Annotated in this window: 21 protein-coding genes; 1 reads left to right on the top strand and 20 read right to left on the bottom strand. The window is 68.3% G+C overall.

Annotated features, from left to right (window positions below):
* Nucleotides 1–8: 8 nt before the first annotated feature.
* The 19 genes from MKK82_RS26920 to MKK82_RS26830 all read right to left on the bottom strand — a co-directional run bounded on the left by MKK82_RS26920 (nt 9) and on the right by MKK82_RS26830 (nt 12,146).
* Entirely contained in the window at nt 9–1,577 is a 1,569-nt protein-coding gene (locus MKK82_RS26920) for a phage portal protein (RefSeq protein ID WP_243987404.1), read from the bottom strand.
* Nucleotides 1,578–1,589: 12 nt separating this feature from the next.
* Nucleotides 1,590–1,832, bottom strand: coding sequence for a phage head-tail joining protein (locus tag MKK82_RS26915; protein WP_243987403.1), 243 nt, complete (start codon nt 1,830–1,832; stop codon nt 1,590–1,592).
* Nucleotides 1,832–3,949, bottom strand: coding sequence for a phage terminase large subunit family protein (locus MKK82_RS26910; protein WP_243987401.1), 2,118 nt, complete (start codon nt 3,947–3,949; stop codon nt 1,832–1,834). The genes MKK82_RS26915 and MKK82_RS26910 overlap by 1 nt, the downstream gene beginning before the upstream one ends.
* Entirely contained in the window at nt 3,897–4,496 is a 600-nt protein-coding gene (locus tag MKK82_RS26905) for a hypothetical protein (RefSeq protein ID WP_243987398.1), read from the bottom strand. The genes MKK82_RS26910 and MKK82_RS26905 overlap by 53 nt, the downstream gene beginning before the upstream one ends.
* Nucleotides 4,497–4,663: 167 nt before the next feature.
* On the bottom strand, nt 4,664–5,260 hold the full coding sequence (locus MKK82_RS26900) for a hypothetical protein (RefSeq protein WP_243987397.1): 597 nt from the start codon (nt 5,258–5,260) through the stop codon (nt 4,664–4,666).
* Between the two features lie 83 nt (nt 5,261–5,343).
* Nucleotides 5,344–5,553, bottom strand: coding sequence for a hypothetical protein (locus tag MKK82_RS26895; RefSeq protein WP_243987396.1), 210 nt, complete (start codon nt 5,551–5,553; stop codon nt 5,344–5,346).
* Nucleotides 5,554–5,555: 2 nt separating this feature from the next.
* Nucleotides 5,556–5,816, bottom strand: a complete 261-nt coding sequence (locus tag MKK82_RS26890; RefSeq protein WP_243987395.1) for a hypothetical protein — start codon at nt 5,814–5,816, stop codon at nt 5,556–5,558.
* Between the two features lie 4 nt (nt 5,817–5,820).
* Nucleotides 5,821–6,684, bottom strand: coding sequence for a recombinase family protein (locus tag MKK82_RS26885; RefSeq protein WP_243987394.1), 864 nt, complete (start codon nt 6,682–6,684; stop codon nt 5,821–5,823).
* A 168-nt stretch (nt 6,685–6,852) separates the two neighbouring features.
* On the bottom strand, nt 6,853–6,996 hold the full coding sequence (locus tag MKK82_RS26880; protein WP_243987393.1) for a hypothetical protein: 144 nt from the start codon (nt 6,994–6,996) through the stop codon (nt 6,853–6,855).
* A complete protein-coding gene (locus tag MKK82_RS26875) occupies nt 6,986–7,390 on the bottom strand; it encodes a hypothetical protein (protein ID WP_243987392.1) in 405 nt (134 codons plus the stop codon). The genes MKK82_RS26880 and MKK82_RS26875 overlap by 11 nt, the downstream gene beginning before the upstream one ends.
* A complete protein-coding gene (locus tag MKK82_RS26870; protein ID WP_243987390.1) occupies nt 7,387–7,590 on the bottom strand; it encodes a hypothetical protein in 204 nt (67 codons plus the stop codon). Before MKK82_RS26870 ends, MKK82_RS26875 begins: the two co-directional genes overlap by 4 nt.
* Complete coding sequence (locus MKK82_RS26865) at nt 7,587–7,880, bottom strand: hypothetical protein (protein ID WP_243987389.1); 294 nt, start codon at nt 7,878–7,880, stop codon at nt 7,587–7,589. Before MKK82_RS26865 ends, MKK82_RS26870 begins: the two co-directional genes overlap by 4 nt.
* Nucleotides 7,877–8,044: a hypothetical protein gene (locus tag MKK82_RS26860; protein ID WP_243987388.1), complete on the bottom strand. Its 168-nt coding sequence runs from the start codon at nt 8,042–8,044 to the stop codon at nt 7,877–7,879. Before MKK82_RS26860 ends, MKK82_RS26865 begins: the two co-directional genes overlap by 4 nt.
* Before the next feature lie 153 nt (nt 8,045–8,197).
* Nucleotides 8,198–8,578, bottom strand: a complete 381-nt coding sequence (locus MKK82_RS26855; protein WP_243987387.1) for a hypothetical protein — start codon at nt 8,576–8,578, stop codon at nt 8,198–8,200.
* On the bottom strand, nt 8,579–8,743 hold the full coding sequence (locus tag MKK82_RS26850; RefSeq protein ID WP_243987386.1) for a hypothetical protein: 165 nt from the start codon (nt 8,741–8,743) through the stop codon (nt 8,579–8,581).
* 63 nt (nt 8,744–8,806) lie between these two features.
* The gene (locus MKK82_RS26845; protein ID WP_243987385.1) at nt 8,807–9,082 is read right to left on the bottom strand and encodes a hypothetical protein; all 276 of its coding nucleotides are present in this window, start codon (nt 9,080–9,082) and stop codon (nt 8,807–8,809) included.
* Between the two features lie 490 nt (nt 9,083–9,572).
* Nucleotides 9,573–10,514, bottom strand: coding sequence for a BLUF domain-containing protein (locus MKK82_RS26840; protein ID WP_243987384.1), 942 nt, complete (start codon nt 10,512–10,514; stop codon nt 9,573–9,575).
* Nucleotides 10,515–10,720: 206 nt separating this feature from the next.
* A complete protein-coding gene (locus MKK82_RS26835) occupies nt 10,721–11,608 on the bottom strand; it encodes a hypothetical protein (protein ID WP_243987382.1) in 888 nt (295 codons plus the stop codon).
* Nucleotides 11,609–11,756: 148 nt separating this feature from the next.
* The gene (locus tag MKK82_RS26830) at nt 11,757–12,146 is read right to left on the bottom strand and encodes a hypothetical protein (RefSeq protein ID WP_243987380.1); all 390 of its coding nucleotides are present in this window, start codon (nt 12,144–12,146) and stop codon (nt 11,757–11,759) included.
* Nucleotides 12,147–13,073: 927 nt separating this feature from the next.
* On the opposite strand from MKK82_RS26830, the gene MKK82_RS26825 reads away from it, so the two are divergent.
* Entirely contained in the window at nt 13,074–13,313 is a 240-nt protein-coding gene (locus MKK82_RS26825; protein WP_243987379.1) for a hypothetical protein, read from the top strand.
* A gap of 1 nt (nt 13,314) precedes the next feature.
* Here the strand turns inward: MKK82_RS26825 and MKK82_RS26820 are convergent, their stop codons facing one another.
* Nucleotides 13,315–14,487, bottom strand: coding sequence for a carboxylate-amine ligase (locus MKK82_RS26820; protein WP_243987378.1), 1,173 nt, complete (start codon nt 14,485–14,487; stop codon nt 13,315–13,317).
* Between the last annotated feature and the right edge of the window lie 230 nt (nt 14,488–14,717).

The following is a 14,717-nucleotide window of genomic DNA, read 5'->3' as shown; positions in this document are numbered from 1 at the left end:
GGGTTCCGTCAGCTGAGGGCGGGTGCCGCGATGGGCTCGCCGGTGTCGTCCTTCGGCGTCTGCGTCCCGCCGGCGGGAGGCTGTTGCTTGCCGGACTGGTCGGTGCGGCGCGGGTCGATGTCGAAGGCCAGCCCCATCGCGTCGGCGCGGCGGTAGAACGCCCGGGTCTGATCCTGGACCTTGCGCCAGTCGTTGCCCCACGCGGCGACGAACTCCTGCGGCGGCATCCGGCCGGTTCGCACCGCCTTGATGTCCGCCTCGATGTCGTCGTTCGGGTTGATCGGCTCCCAGGCCGGGGTGACCCACTGCGTCCGGTAGCACTCGGGGCTGTCGGGCAGGATGCCGGCGAGGATCGCGCGGGAGACGAAGCGGTCTCTGGTACGCTGGCACAGCATCGGGACGACGGCGTGGTTCTGGAGCTGCTCCACGAGCCGCCGGAAGTCGATCTTCCCGGCCTTCATGCTGGAGAAGGTCGCGCCCTTCAGGTCGCCGGTGGCCTGGTCGTAGGTGCAGCCGACCCCGACCGCCATGGCCTGGAGGTTGTACATGATGATCGGCGAGACCTGGCTCGTCGAGGTCGGGGCGGCGAACTTGATGTCCTGGCCCTGGCGCAGCTCCTTGAGCATGCCGGGCTCGATCGAGGTGAGCTGCGCGTCCGGGTTGGCGCCGCTGCGCCCGGCGAGCCCAGGGTTGGCTTGATCGAACAGGTCGCCGCCGGCCTCGTCGTTGTTGGTGATGAAGCCCGAGAAGCAGGCCTCGACGCGCGCCTTGACGTTGACCGCGTCCATGAAGTCGGCGAGGTCGCGCGCCGTCATCAGGATCGGCGCGAACCACGACACGCCGCGGACCTGTCCGGGGCGGAGCACCTTGAACAGGTGGATCAGCTCGTCGGCCGGCACGAAGGTCGACACGCCCGGCCGGAGGTTCGCGGTGTTGATCTCGCCCGGGTGGTTCGGGTTGAGCCACAACCCGACGCGGCGGTCGAACTCGCCGAGGCCCACGCCGAGGCGGGAGTGCTCCAATCCCTCGGTGCCGGGGTGGCCGTCGTTGCCGTAGATCCCGTCCCGCCACTGGTCGATGAAGTCGCCCTCCAGCAGCTGGAGCTGCAGAGGCACGCGCCGGTGATCGTCGAGCGGCCGGTCGATGAACCGGATCACGCTCTCGCCCGACTCCATCATCGCGCGGACGGCGAGGGCCTGCATGCCGCAGAAGGTCAGCTGGCCGGTGACGTCGGCACGAAGGTCCCACTCGCCCCAAATATTCTCCAGACGATGGTCGAGGACGTCCGAGCCCGTGTCCGGCACCGGCGTGATGCCGGTGCCGACCGTGTGGGCGACCATCACGTCGAGCATGCGCGCCGCGTAGGGCGTGTTGCGCGCGAGCTCCCGGGCGCGCGAGCGGAGCGGCCGCAGCGCGCCCTGGATCTCGGCATTGGCCGAGGTGTTCAGCGCCTTGAACGAGGACGTGCGCCGGCCGACGCTCGCGCCCTCGTAGATGCGCAGCGCGTGGCGGGCGCGGGCCCGGGACAGCGCCGCGCGCGGCGCCACCCAGCCGATGGCGCGGTCGAGGGCGTTCATCGGGGCGATCCGCTACCAGCCCGAGCGCAGGCAGCCGTCGGCCGAGATCCCACCCGGGAAGCCGCGGTCGTGGGCCACCAGGATGGTCGCGGACTTCTGCGGGTCGAGGCCGAGCGCGCGCCGGATGATGGCGCGGATGCGCAGCATCTCGTCGATCGACCGATACGAGGCGGACTTCCCCTCGTAGGACACGGAGGTCACGCCGGCGGCGATGCCCTCCTCGATCGCGTCGAGCTGCGCCAGGGTGAAGGCCATCAGTCTCTCCGGCTCATCCAGCCCCCGGGCCGGCCATGGTTGATGAAGCCCGAGTGCTGCGGGCGGGCGTAGGCGGGCGGCACAGGCGGTGGCGGCGGCGCTGTCGGGACGGGCGCCGCCTCGGCGGCCGGGGGCGCCAGGGCGTCCGAACCCGTCGCGGGATCCGCTTCCTCGTTAGCGGCCGCGTCGGACCCGGCCTCGGCCTCGTCGGCCTCGTCCCGCTCTGGCATGCGCCCGAGCGCCACGTACTTGCCGCTGGAGGCCTGCAGGCCGCACATCGCCACGTAGGCGTAGACGAAGCACACGCCGGCCTCGCGCGGGACCTTCGGTTTGTCCCATTCGAGGTAGCCGCCCGGGCGGCGCACGAGCTGCTCGCGGGTGAGCTGCGTGAAATACTCGGTGTCGATCGGGCGCGAGCCTTCGGCCGGCTCGATCGGAAAGTGGACGTAGCGCGGGCCCGGCTCGATCAGGGCGAGCGATCCGTAGGCGAAGTCGCGGGCGGCGTTGCCGCCGATCATGTAGAAGGCCGAGCCGAGCTTCGAGGACGGCAGCCGCGGCCAGACCTTGGTGCGCGAGCCCCGCGCCTCGTTCCGCCCCTTGATCGCCCAGACCTTGCGGCGGCGGCGCTCGTTGCAGAACGCGTAGACCTCGGACGTATGGTGGCCGCCGGAGTCGATGGCGGCCGCGCTGATCCGAAGTGCGACGCCGTCGCTGCGCTTGAACCCGCGCAGCAGCAGCCGGTCGAGGTTCTGCCAGACCTCCGGCTTGGCCGGATCGCCCGGCAGCACGAAGTGGCCGATGAGCGCGCACTCGAGCCCGGGGCCCCAGCCCCAGACGCCGCCCTCGATGCGGGCGTTCGCGCCGGACTGGACGTCGCCGCCGAGCGTGAGCGTGCGCACCCAATCGGGCACCTCGGCGCCGTAGGCCTCGCACCGGTCTAGGAAGGTCGCCGGCTTGATCTCCTGTCCCAGCGTCTGCCGGTACGGCCGGCCGAGCCGCAGGTTCACGAACGGCTGGACGAGGCTCGCGGGATCGTCCTGGGCCTCCAGCCACTCCTGCGCGATCACGGGCCAGGCCGCGTTCGCGTTCAGCGACATGCCGGTCCAGAGGTGGAAGCCGGCGTGCGCGGGCGTCTTCGGCGTCGCCGTCGCGCGCCACTCCCCGTGGGCGTCCATCCAAGCCTTGCGGCCTTCGTCGATGATGCAGCCGCAGGTGCCCTGGTACCAGACGGACTTGAGCGAGCCGTCCTCGTCGAGGTCCCACTTCAGGCCGTGCGGTGTGTCCTTGCCGCCCCAGTCGAGGTACTGCCAGCCGTCGAGCTCACCGGCTGCCTCCGAGCACTGCGGGCAGGGCACGAAGTAGCGCCGCTGATCGGAGGCCAGCCAGAGCTTCCAGACCCGGCTGGTCTCCTCCAGGAGTGGTGTCGAGCCCCGGACTTGCTTGCGGTTGTAGAAGGTCTCGCCGCGGGTCCAGAACAGCTTGAGCTTGTCGCCCTGCGTCTTGGCGCCCGGCGTCCAGCCGTCGCCATCGATCTCGTCGGCGAACATGAACCGTGCCGAGTAGCGCCGGAACGCATCGTCCGAGGCGGCGCCGACGACGCGCACGAGGGCGCCGTTCGACATCTGGTAGAAGGTCGCCGAGTCCTGCTTCTCGCCCTTGCGGACGGGTCGAAGCATGCGCGCCAGCACCGGGGTCTCGCGCAGCATCGGCGCGATCTCGGTGGCGCCGAACTCCTCGGCGTCGTCCTCGACCGGCTGGGCCACCGCGCAGAGCGTCGGGTCCTGATGCAGGTGGTAGCCGATCGCCAGCGTGGCGAGACGCGTGTAGCCGACGCGGGCGGCCTTCAGCACGGTGACCAGCGGCACCGTGGGATCGCACATCGCGTCCAAGAGACCGCGCTGGTACCCGTAGAGCGTCACCGGGCCACTCTCGGCGCCGGTCGATTTTGGAATACGCCCGTAGGTCTCGGCCCACTGCGAGCCGGTCAGCTTCGGTTTCTGTGGGACCGCATCGACGCCGATGCACCGAAGGCTGCTCCGGAGCGGCCGACGGCCGAGACCGTACTCACTCCGCCGGTGCTGGCTCAGCCGCTCGGCTGCCGTCGTTCCAGGGTTCACCGGTACCGGGCCATCGCTGGGCGAGCTCGGCGTCCGCAGAAGCGTAGCCGCGGTTGAGCTCGGCGTGGATCATCACCTCGATTTCCGAGGCGCTGCGCATCGTCGCCGCGCGCGCCGCGATCTTCGAGGCCGTGTTCGAGAGCCCGGTCTTCAGGACCTGGCAGAAGCTGGCGATATCCGCCTCGGCGTCGGCCCGGGCGACGACGGCGCCGAGCGCCTCGTCCGCCGAGATCTCCGCGGTGATCGCGTTGGCGACCGCGCGGCGGCGATCGGCCTCTTCCTTGGTGATTTGTCCGGCCTCGCCCTGGTAGCCGGCGACCGCGTTCTGCACGGACCGCGAGATGCGCCACTCGACGACCTCGGAGAGCACGAGCGCCCACTCGATGCCACGGTCGCGATCGGCGCGCTGCAGGACGGGGCAGCCCTCGTCGATCCACTTCGAGACCGTGTTGCGGTGGACGTCGAGGAGCGCCGCCACCCGCGTCAGGCTGAAGGGCCCGCGTGCGCTCTCGGCGCCGCCCGGCGAGGGGGGTGCTGACGCTGCCATCGATCTCAAAAATTCTCAGAGGGTGAGGACCTGAGGTCGGGCGTTCCCGCAAGGCCTCCCCCCTCTGGAAGGACCCGGGGATTTTGGCAGGGGAACCCATCCCGATGCGCCTCGGCCCGCCCTCCGGAGGAGCACAGCGGCCGCGGCGGCATCCGGGGTTCGTCCCCCTACCGCGCGGTGCGCAGAGCCTCCAGGAGCCTCCTGTCGAAGTTCGACCGCATCTCGCGCCGCACGACCTCGTTGAAGGTCCGATGAAAGGGCACGCGCGCCCGCACGTTCGCGCTACTCTGGAGCTTGTAGAGCAGCCGCAGCTTCTGGTTCTTGCCGCGTCCGACGCGGGTGAAGAGCAGGTTGCCCTTCTTGACCACCTTCTTCGGGTCGAGGGCTCGCGGCTTCTGCCCGCGAACGACCGCGCCGTTCGAGCCACGCCGCACCGCCCGGGTGGGGACGGCCAGCATGCCCGTGCCGGGCCGCTTCGTGCCGCCGTCCTCGAGCCGCGTCAGCGGCACGCGACCGATGCGGTCGTAGAGTTCGACCCGCAGGTTGCTCTTCGTGGCCCGCTGGCCCGCGGTGGTCAGCGCCGCGGAGATGAAGCGCTGGTTCTTCACCGCGACGGCACTGGGCCAGGTCGAGGTAATGACCTCCTGTCGCGCCGCCTCGGCGCTGTCGTTGAGCGACCGGGCCATCGCGAAGGAGGCCTGCTTGGCACCCTTCTCGAACCGGCCTGCGGCCTTCTCGAACTCGCGTGCGTCGAACGAGATCACTGGCTCAGCGCCCGACGGTGATGGTCTTCACCTTGCCCGAGACGGGATCGAGGATCGTCAACGTCTGGGCGGCCATGGTCGTCTTACGCCTCGGAGCCACGATCCACGAGCGCCAGGAAGCGCGCGTGCAGACGGATGGCGAGGCGCTCGGCAGCCCAGACATCGAGCTCGCGGGCGTTCACCGCGCGGTGGGCATCGCCCAGCTGATCGATGGCGTCGCGGTGCGCCTTGCGAGCGGCCTGCAGGTCGCGGCCAAGGGCGGCGATCTGCTCGTTCGTCACTTGGTCCGGCATGATCAGCAGGCCTGCATCGGTTGCGGCACGTCCCGACACTGGTGCACCAGGCGCGTCTCCGGACGGGCGACCGAGATCTCGGTCGCGTTGTCGAGGATGAGCACGGTCACGTCCGTCACACCGGCCTTGCTGCACATGCGGATCAGCTCGTCCTGCCACTTCTCGGCCGTGGCCGGCTGCAGCTTCTCGGACGTGCGGATCACGAGGATGTCGCCGTGCCGAACCTCAAGTCGGTCGAGCTGGCGGTCGATCTCTTGGGCCATGATCTCACTTCACGATGGCTTCATGGTCGCCATCGGCGAGCACGTGGGTCTCCTGCCCGTTCCAGCGGAACAGGTACTCGATGGCGCCGCGGTACTTCATGTTGTCGGTCACGTAGGCGACCGTCGAGATGGACCAGCGACCGCCCTTGGGCGCCGGAATGCTCTCGGCGTTGAGCATCGCGGCGATCGCCTTCAGCGTCGTTTTACGTTTCCGAGCCTCGAATATGCGCCGGACTATGCGCGCCTGCGCCGGAACGATCCGGAGGCCGCCTTCGAGATCGCGCTCGTAGCCGTAAGGCGCTTGGCCGCCGGCGAAGCCGCCCTTGCGGGCTTTCGTGGTACGGCCGCCGGCGGTGCGGTCGCGGATGACGTAGCGCTCCTGCTCCGCCATGCCGGCGAAGAATGTGAAGAACATCCGTCCCATGGGGTTGGACGTATCGATCACGGCCTCGGTCACAGACCGGAAGGCGACGCCGTGCAACTCGGCGAGGTCGGAGACCGTCGTCAGCGCGTGCCGCAGATCGCGGGAGAGGCGGTCGATCTTGGCGACCAGCAGGATGTCGAAGGCGCGAGCCTCCGCCATCGTGAGGATGCGGCCGAAGCCCGGACGATCGGCCGGGCGTACCGCGCCGGAGACACCGGGGTCAGCGATCACATCGACGAGTGCGTAGCTCTGGCTCTCTGCGAACGCGCGGACCGCGCGCTCTTGATCGGCGAGGCCGTTGCCCGAGGCGACTTGCTCATCGGTGGACACGCGGACGTAGACGACGGCGCGGGTTGCCGCAGTGGCTTTCGCCTCGGCCTGGACTTTATTCCGCGCCCGCAGGCGGGCCACGCGGCGCGAGCCCGAAACCGCCTGCAAGCTCATGATAATGCTACGCTTTTAGCCTCTAATTGGCGGAACATTCCAAGGTCTTTTAAGACCTTGGAAATCGCCCGTTTCGGCCTGCGGATGGCAGGATCAAATCCCGGTCAAATCAGCTGGCGAACGCCTTGGCGATGCCGAGCGCGACCTTCACGTACCAAGCGCGGAACATCATCGGTCCCGCTGGATCCGGCCCCACTCGGCGAGCAGGGCCATCGGCAGCTGGTAGTTCGCCTCGATGACGATGGTCACTGCTGCCGCGTAGATCGCGACGAGCGACCAGAGGTCGAGATGGGCGGGCGGATCAGAGCGCATCGTCGCCCACCAGGTCCTCGACGATCGCCTCGCGCTCTTCGTCGGAGTCGGCGAGCGTGTGGGCGTGGATCTCGGTGGCGCCGTCGGCTCGGGCGAGCGCCTCGGCCTCAGCCATCGTGCCGGCCCAGCCGGCGCCGACGATGCGGGCTACGCCCTCATCGCCACGGCGCACGCCGAGGAAGACGGCACCGGGGGCGTCACCGGCCTCAGCTTGCTCCAGCGTGTAGACCGCCACGACGTAGCGGCGACCGGACCGGCCGCGCCAGGCGGACAGGCCGACGGTCGGCGAGCGGGTCGCGCGCAGGCGCTCCTCACGGATCGGGTTGCGCACCGTGCGGTCGCCCCGGGCCCGGTCGAGCGCTGCGCCCCAGGCGAGGCGGCGGCGCGCGCTCACGGCCGGCCGCCGCACACCACCTTGGTGTAGCGGCCATCGCCGAGCAGCTGCTCGCGGGCGACGCTCGTCTGGCCCACCAGCAGGCAGGCGAAGACGGAAGGCGTTTTGGCGGTGATGACGTCCAGCGCGGTCTCGCGCGTGCAGTCGGGCTGCGCGGTGGTCGCGGCGCACACCAGGATCAGGGCGAAGACCGTGTTCATGCGCCGGGCATCCCTTCGACGGGCAGGCAGCGGGCGGTGATCCGCGCTCCGGCCGGCAGCAGCTTGGTGAGATCGGCGAACTCGGCGATGCGGGTCGCGCGCGTCATGCAGGTGTATTTGCCCTCGGGGCGCTCTCGCCCGAGCATGACCCGGCAGGTCTTGGTGCAGGCCTGGACCTCGATGCGCCAGGCGATCGTCGCGGCGTGGCCCAGGCTCATGGCGCCGAGCAGGATCGCGGTCGCCAGCGCCATCTCCAGAATGAGGAGCGCCAGCAGGCCGCGGATCGTCATCGCCGAGGGCCTTTCGCTGGGAAGAAGGTGTCGCGGCAGGCGACGCACACCAGCACGACCAGCGCGATCGCCAGGACCTGGGCGGTCAGCGGCGACAGGCACACCGGCGGCACGAAGGGGGCGACGTGCTCTGGCGCGGGGACGTTGAGGATGAGGCCGTCCATGTCAGGGGGCCTCGCCAACGGATAGAGCGCGGCCGGCGTGCACCGGGCGGCCGACGCAGAGCGCCGGAGCCGGGTCACGCCAGGAGCGGACCGGAGCAGGATTGGCGTGGCGCAGTCCGATGAGCAGGGCCAGACGCGCAACGAGCCGGGGCATCAGAGCCGCCACGCCTGCATCACCGCACGGGCGTGCTCGCGCTGCTCGTCGACGAAGTGGTCGCGGAACACGGGCAGGCTGATGCCTGCGGACACGCGGCGCTCATCGGCGACCGTCGGCGCGGCCACGACCCTAGTCTGAGCGGCGACCTCGGACCCGCGCAGCTCGCGGATAGCCTCACGGATGAGGATCACAGCACCTGGCGAGTGAACGATGACGACGGCGCCGTCATTGGGCAGCGCCTGGACCATGCGAACGGTCCGGTCCGCGCGGCAGAGCTCGGCTTGCGTCGGGGCCGGGTCGGCCAGGCGGTCGGCCATGGGCCTGGGCGGCATCGCGGCCGGCAGGCCGATGCGAAGCGACGTGTCCTGCAGCAGCACTCAGATCACCACGATCACGAGGGTGCCGAAGCTCACCCGGGAGTAGTCTCCGGAGACGCGGGAGCGCAGACGCTCGGCCCGGCGCCGCAGATCCGGCGTGCAGGCCTGGCAGGCGAGCACCGCGTCGCACATCGCGACGGTGGCTTGGCGCTGACGGAGCGACATGGGCGGTCCAAATGAAAAACCCCGCTCGATGGCGGGGTGTGGAGCGCTGGGCCGGGCGGACGGTCAGGCGCGGATGACGCGGGCGGCCCGGGTGCGCTCGCGGTGGCGCAGGAGGGCGGTCGGATCGGGCGGCCGCACGTGGCGCGCAGGACCGGCCTGGTCAGCCTCGTGGCCCGGCCAGCTGCCGGTCAGGTCCTTGTAGAGCCGCCGGGCGTGGTCGCGGATCTCGTCACGGTCGGCGACGTAGGCTTCGGGCGTGTGCCGATGGCTCGGCGCGCGCAGGCGGTCCGCCAAGAGGCAGAGGCCGTGCAGGCGCTCGATAAGCTGGCGCTCGGTCATCGCCGGGCGCTGTGCGCGCGCGTCATGGTGGGGATCATACCCGATCGCCTCCTACGCTGCATCGCTGAAACGGGGCCGCCCGATGACGCCCGGGCGGGGGCGCGCCTTCCGGCGAGATGTAAGGGTGCGCCTCCACAAAGGGAGGGTCGACCCATCGGCCACCCTAGACGTGTGGCCATCCCTCCATTCGGAGGTGCGGGGGATCAACGGTCGTCGTGCGGCAAGCTTGTCCAGGGGCTCTAGGCGATACCCGGACCCGGCTTTGCGGGGCCGCTATAGGTCAGACTGTCTGGAGTAGAGCGGGCACGAAGCCCGCCTCAGAGGAGATGTGCCTCGGCGGGGTCAGAGCTTCATGTCCGACCTCCCCGAAACGACGAAGGCCCCGCGCGGGTGTCCGCCGGGGCCTTCTAAATCTCTGCAGGGTCCGAACTACCGCAAGCCGTTCTCCCGGTCAAGCTATGCCTGCCCTAGGCGCGCACCGCGGTGTCGATCAGGCAGCGGTGACACTCTGCGGTGCGCCACCCAGCCGACGCGCTTCGTGCTGCTGTGCGCGCGACGAGCCTGCGTCGCTTCGCAAATCCTGCAGCTCGTCAGCTTCCTGAGCCATGGCGTCCGCAAGGAGGCGGGCCCGCTTAGCCCACAGATCGCGCTCCGCCCGCATAGCCTCGAGGCCGACCTCGCTCGAGGCCAATGCGATTTGCAGGGCGTCGATTTCCGTTCTGAGCTCTGACGTGCGCTCGCGCTCGCTGACCAATGCCGCCTTGAGTACGCAAATGGCGGCATTGGTCACCTCTCGTGAAGAACTGTACGCATCTTTGGCGACCTCTGGCCGTTGCCCTTGGTTTTCTCCCGCCTGTGCGGGCTGGATGCTCACGACTGACGTCAGTGGCACCACCGAAGCGTTCGGCCGCAGGTTTGTGATCTCCGCGCGCACCTGCTCGACGTCGAGCGCCGCTGTGCCGCGCGCCTCGACTGCCGCAGAGGTAACTTCCACGCCAGTTATCCCCTCTTCGTCCATCACGAGCTCGTGCAGCATGGCGAAGACCCTGTCGCCGCTGAGGCGGGCGAGATCGAACCCGCTCTCGGCTGCAAGGCTGCTGAACCGAGCCTGTCCATGGGCAGACCTGCCCGCGAACGCCATGGACCAATTCGCGAAGCCGCGGCTGTCCGTCTGGCCGCCCTCCAGAACAGTGACATCGCTGTGACGCAGATCACGCTGGATCCGCTCGAAGGTCTCCTCGACTGCGCGGCGCGGGCCTTCGAGTACCTGCGCGAAGGCGCCCGCGTTGAACATCAGGGCGCCGGTCACACCGACCTTCGTGTTGTTCCGCTGGGACGTTTCTAGGATCTGCGTCACGGCCGCGGCGATCTCCGCCTCCGTCCCCGCAATCAAGTTCTTGCTGGCGTAGACGAGACGGTAGAGGTCACTCATGGCACGATGGCCCCGGGTTAAGGCCGCTGAGTAGCAAGCAGCCAGGGAAACAATCTCTTCTTCGTCTCAAAGGTCTTAAATAACCGTTCGATCCACCGCTGCGATCTGTACATAGGCAGCCTTGATCAAAAAATTATTATGGATCAGTTTTCCAGCCCAACGGCTATTAGGTCAAAGCTACATCGGGTTGTTTCAGGCGGCCTCGCTCAGGCTGTCCGCTCGCCTGGAGGTACCCACGTTGTCGGATCGATGCGCCTGACCTCCGACGCCGGCCTTCGCACAGTCCGTCGACCAGCGGGCCGGCGGTCCTTGAGGTTGACGATGCGCGCTGGGCGCAGGTTCGGCAGCGGCGCGCGCTCCTGTTCCTCCGGCTCCAACCATGGCGCGATCGGCGCCTGCGGCGGCAGGACCTCGATGCTGGTGAGGAACTGGAGCGCCGGCACGAGGTAGACGAGCGCTGCGTGCCAGTAGGCGTAGCGCAGCTGCTCCTCGAGGACCTCGACGCCCGTGCGGGTGTAGTTCAGCTTGCAGAACAGCCCGGTGTCGCGGCCGTCGCCCTTCGAGGTCGCGACCTCGTCGTGGCTGGTGAACCACGGCTTGCCGTCCGGCCCCTCGCCGCAGGAAGTGTGCACGGTGCGCCAGAGCGTGATCTTGCCGTTGGCCGACAGCACCGGCTCGACCTCGATGCCGCCGCAGACCTCCGGACGGCTCCGGATCGCGCCGGTCACGAGCCACGAGGGCGTCGCGTGCATCGCTGTGGAGATCATGACATCGAGGCTCGCCTTGCCGCGCAGCTCGACCTGGATTGGGTACGGCGTCAGGTCGAGCGGGCACACGGCCGAGCCGGCGGCCGCGCGCTGCAGCGTCTCGCTGAGGACCTGGAGGTGCGCCTCGATCGTGATGGCGTCCGGATGGGGGTCGCCCATCGCCGGCGGCATACCGGGCTCGCGCGACCAGTTGTCGATCGGGCCGCCGAACACGCCCATGCGCCAGATTGGGTCATGGGCGCATTGCGGTCCGCGGATCGGCCGGTCTTCCCGCCGCTTCGGCAGCTCGTCGCGGATCGCCCAGCGGAGCGCCTCCTCGATCGTCAATTTACGGCGCTTCGGTGAAGTCTGGGTGGTGCTCTGCGTCGTTGCCGGCACGGTGGTCCCCAATGCTGTGCCGGTTCGATACGAAGCAGCAACCCGCCTGTGGTCCGGCGGCGGTTTGGACATTGTCAAGCTGTTCGCACGCGGCATCTCAGCCGCGGCCGTCGATCTTGTTCTTCTCGGCCGCGATCTTCTCGCAGGCGCGCACGCGCTTCCTGTCGAAGGTGCGTCGCTTCATGTCCCTTGCTTGGCAGAACTGCGCGACCGACCCGCCGATCTCGCCCTCGGTGACGATCGCCCGCGCCCAGACCAGCAGGATTTTCCGCTCTTCGGACCGGTCGCCTAGCACGGTGCCGGTGAAGGCCACGATGTCGAAGGTGGCGCTGGGCTGATCGTGGTCGACGCTCTTCAGCGTGTTGCCGCGGGGCGCGTAGATCGGGGTGTAGGGCATCGCCCGGAACGCGGTCTTGAGCCAGCGCTCGACATCGGCGCAGGTCCAGGGCTCACGAGGGGGATCAGGACCTTCCGGGCGGGCAGGCATCGAACGCGGTGGCACGGCCCAAAGCGCCGCCTCCCGTTCCTAGCATGTTCTAGGTGGCTTGGCCGTTGCTCACGAGCCTCGAGAGGCTGCGTTCTAGTGCTGCCCCTTTAAACCTATCTGGGCCCACCGCCCGCGATCACCACGACCGCCGCAATAAGGCAAACGGTGGCCCCAGCTCCCCAAAAACCGCCGATGCGAGGATTGTCGTAAGCAGTCCAGCCCGCGCGTGCGGCAAAAACGAACCAAAGCGCGAAAAATAACAGACCCGTGCCCCACGCGTCTGGCATTGTCATGTCTCCCGCTCTTCGGTCTATCGCCTCTGCCACAACTCTGCGGCGAGCCGTGTCGTGTGCTCACCGAACCGGCATGCGAAGACAAAAGCTGACAGTGCCGCCACCGTAGCGGCGAGGCCGCCCGGCGGCACCCCATCGAGCCACGCCCAGAACACCGCCACTCCAGCCGCGCCGTATCCAATGGAGAACAGTAGGCCAATGATGACAGCGGCGGCTTGGTAACGGCTCATATCGTCTCCCTTTGTGATGCTGATGGAGTTAATGTCTGGTTTTACTTGGTGAGCTCGTCGAGATCATTACCGTTGTGTTCCGCGATCGGCGGATGCTCGCTGCAAATTGCAAAGATCGCGACGTCCTCTGGGCCGACATCCCAGCACGCCCCTGGTCCCAGCGCCGATGGATGAAGCGTGGACCGCCAAAAATCCGCTAAGCGTTCCAGTAGCGCTCGTTGCGGATGCCGACGTAGTGGACGCAGCGAGGCGAGTTGGCGGGCGGGGCGTCCACGGATCCCTCACTGCATTCTCACGACGTTGTCGTCCGCATCCACGGTGTAGCCGGGCGGCCGACCGCCTTCCGAGATCACCTGCGCGACGCTGAGCCCCTTTTGCGCGGCGATCTCCTGGGGGATGTCCGCATGGTTGAGTCCAAGGTTCTAGGCGAAGACGCAGAGTACCGCTTGGGCGATGTTTTCACGCGTGAAGCCCGAAGACGTGCCACCAGCGGTGAGATCCCGGCCGAAGGCATTGCCCTTTGCATGCTTGACGGCGCCGATCAGCAGAACGGCGTTTATGATATCGGACCGTTCCACGTACCGGTCGCGCTAAATCGTGAGGTGCTCGGCTGCTCGGCAACGCAAGCGCGAGCCGTCCTTTAGGCTAACCTTGTTTGGGCTTCCGGTTACGAGCTCGCTTGGCGACGATCCCGTTGCCCGTTTCCACCACAAGCCAGTCAATGACGGCCTTCAGCGCTGCATCGTCGCTCGCTCCGCGGTCGATGGCGGCGGCGTAAGCGGCGAGTTGGCCGGCCGCGCTCGAGCCGGTGCGGACGATCACCTTGGCATGCGCGACCTGCGACATGCAGCCCAGCGCGGCGGCGTCCTCCGCGATCAGGTCGAGTAGCGCGTCCACGGCCTCGGCTACGGGGACGGCTCGCTCGGCCGTCTCATCGATCATAGAGGCATCCGTCCCGTCGCGCTCCGCACGCCATAGGTTCTCCATCACGAACCCTCGCGAGGCGCCGGTCAGGCCCGCGTGTATGTCCGGACGCCGGTCCAGCAGGCGGACGAGGCAACGGTAGAGCTGGGCGACGGTCAAGGTATCGTCCAGCCGGGTGCAGCTGTCAGCGACCCGCAGCTCCAGGGTCGGATATCGTATCGAGGGGCGGATGTGCCACCAGAAGTACGTCGGGTCGGGAACGGCACCGGCCGCGGTCATCACCTTCACGTATCGGGCGTAATCATCGGCACCGTCGAACAATTCCGGGAGGCCGGTGCGTGGCAGCTCGGCGTAGGCTCGTAGCCGGTAACCGTGCAGTCCGGTCCGGCGACGATCATAGAACGGCGACGACGTCGAGAGAGCGAGCAACAGCGGCAGGTACGGGTAGATCCGCCGCATGATGTCGACCCGCGCCTCCGGTCGCGGCACCTCGACATGGACATGCATGCCGGCAACGACTGAGCGACGTCCCGTGATCTGAAGGTCATCCATCATCCCGCGGTAGCGCGGCTTGTCGGTCTCCTTCTGAGCAGACCAAACGGCGGTGGGATGCGTGCCGGCAGCGAACAGCTTGAGTCCGTGCTCGCGTGCGGTCGACTGTAGCTTGTCACGCAGATCGCCGAGCGTCGTGCGTGCCTCGTCGACGCTTGTGGTCGGCTTCGAGCAGATCTCGACCTCATTTTCGAGAAGCTCTCGCTCGACCGAACCCAAGCGCTTCGCCTCGTCATGGAAGGCCTGGATCGAGTTGCGCGGCGCACTCCGCGATCGGGCGCTGGCCAGGAAGAACTCCTCCTCGATCCCGAATTTGAAGTCGTGCCCAGACCGCTGCGCCATCGTATGGTCCCGATCTCCAGAGGTGCGGCCACGAGCCTACCTGCCGCGTGCACCACAAACTTCCGACGCGGTAGTGAGCAGATCAACTTCCGCTATGCTCGATCTGGGCCAACCTGAAACGGAACGGAGCGCTCCCCTAAGTCAGGGTGCCGGCTCAGACATATTCCGAATGCTCAGGTGTCATGCTTCCGCTGGGTCGAGAAGGGGGCGAGGCAGATGTTCAGGATCAT

This window comes from Methylobacterium sp. E-046, assembly GCF_022829625.1.
Lineage (GTDB): Bacteria > Pseudomonadota > Alphaproteobacteria > Rhizobiales > Beijerinckiaceae > Methylobacterium > Methylobacterium longum.
Note: the sequence above shows the minus strand (reverse complement) of the source record. Positions and strands in the feature narration are given on the sequence as shown.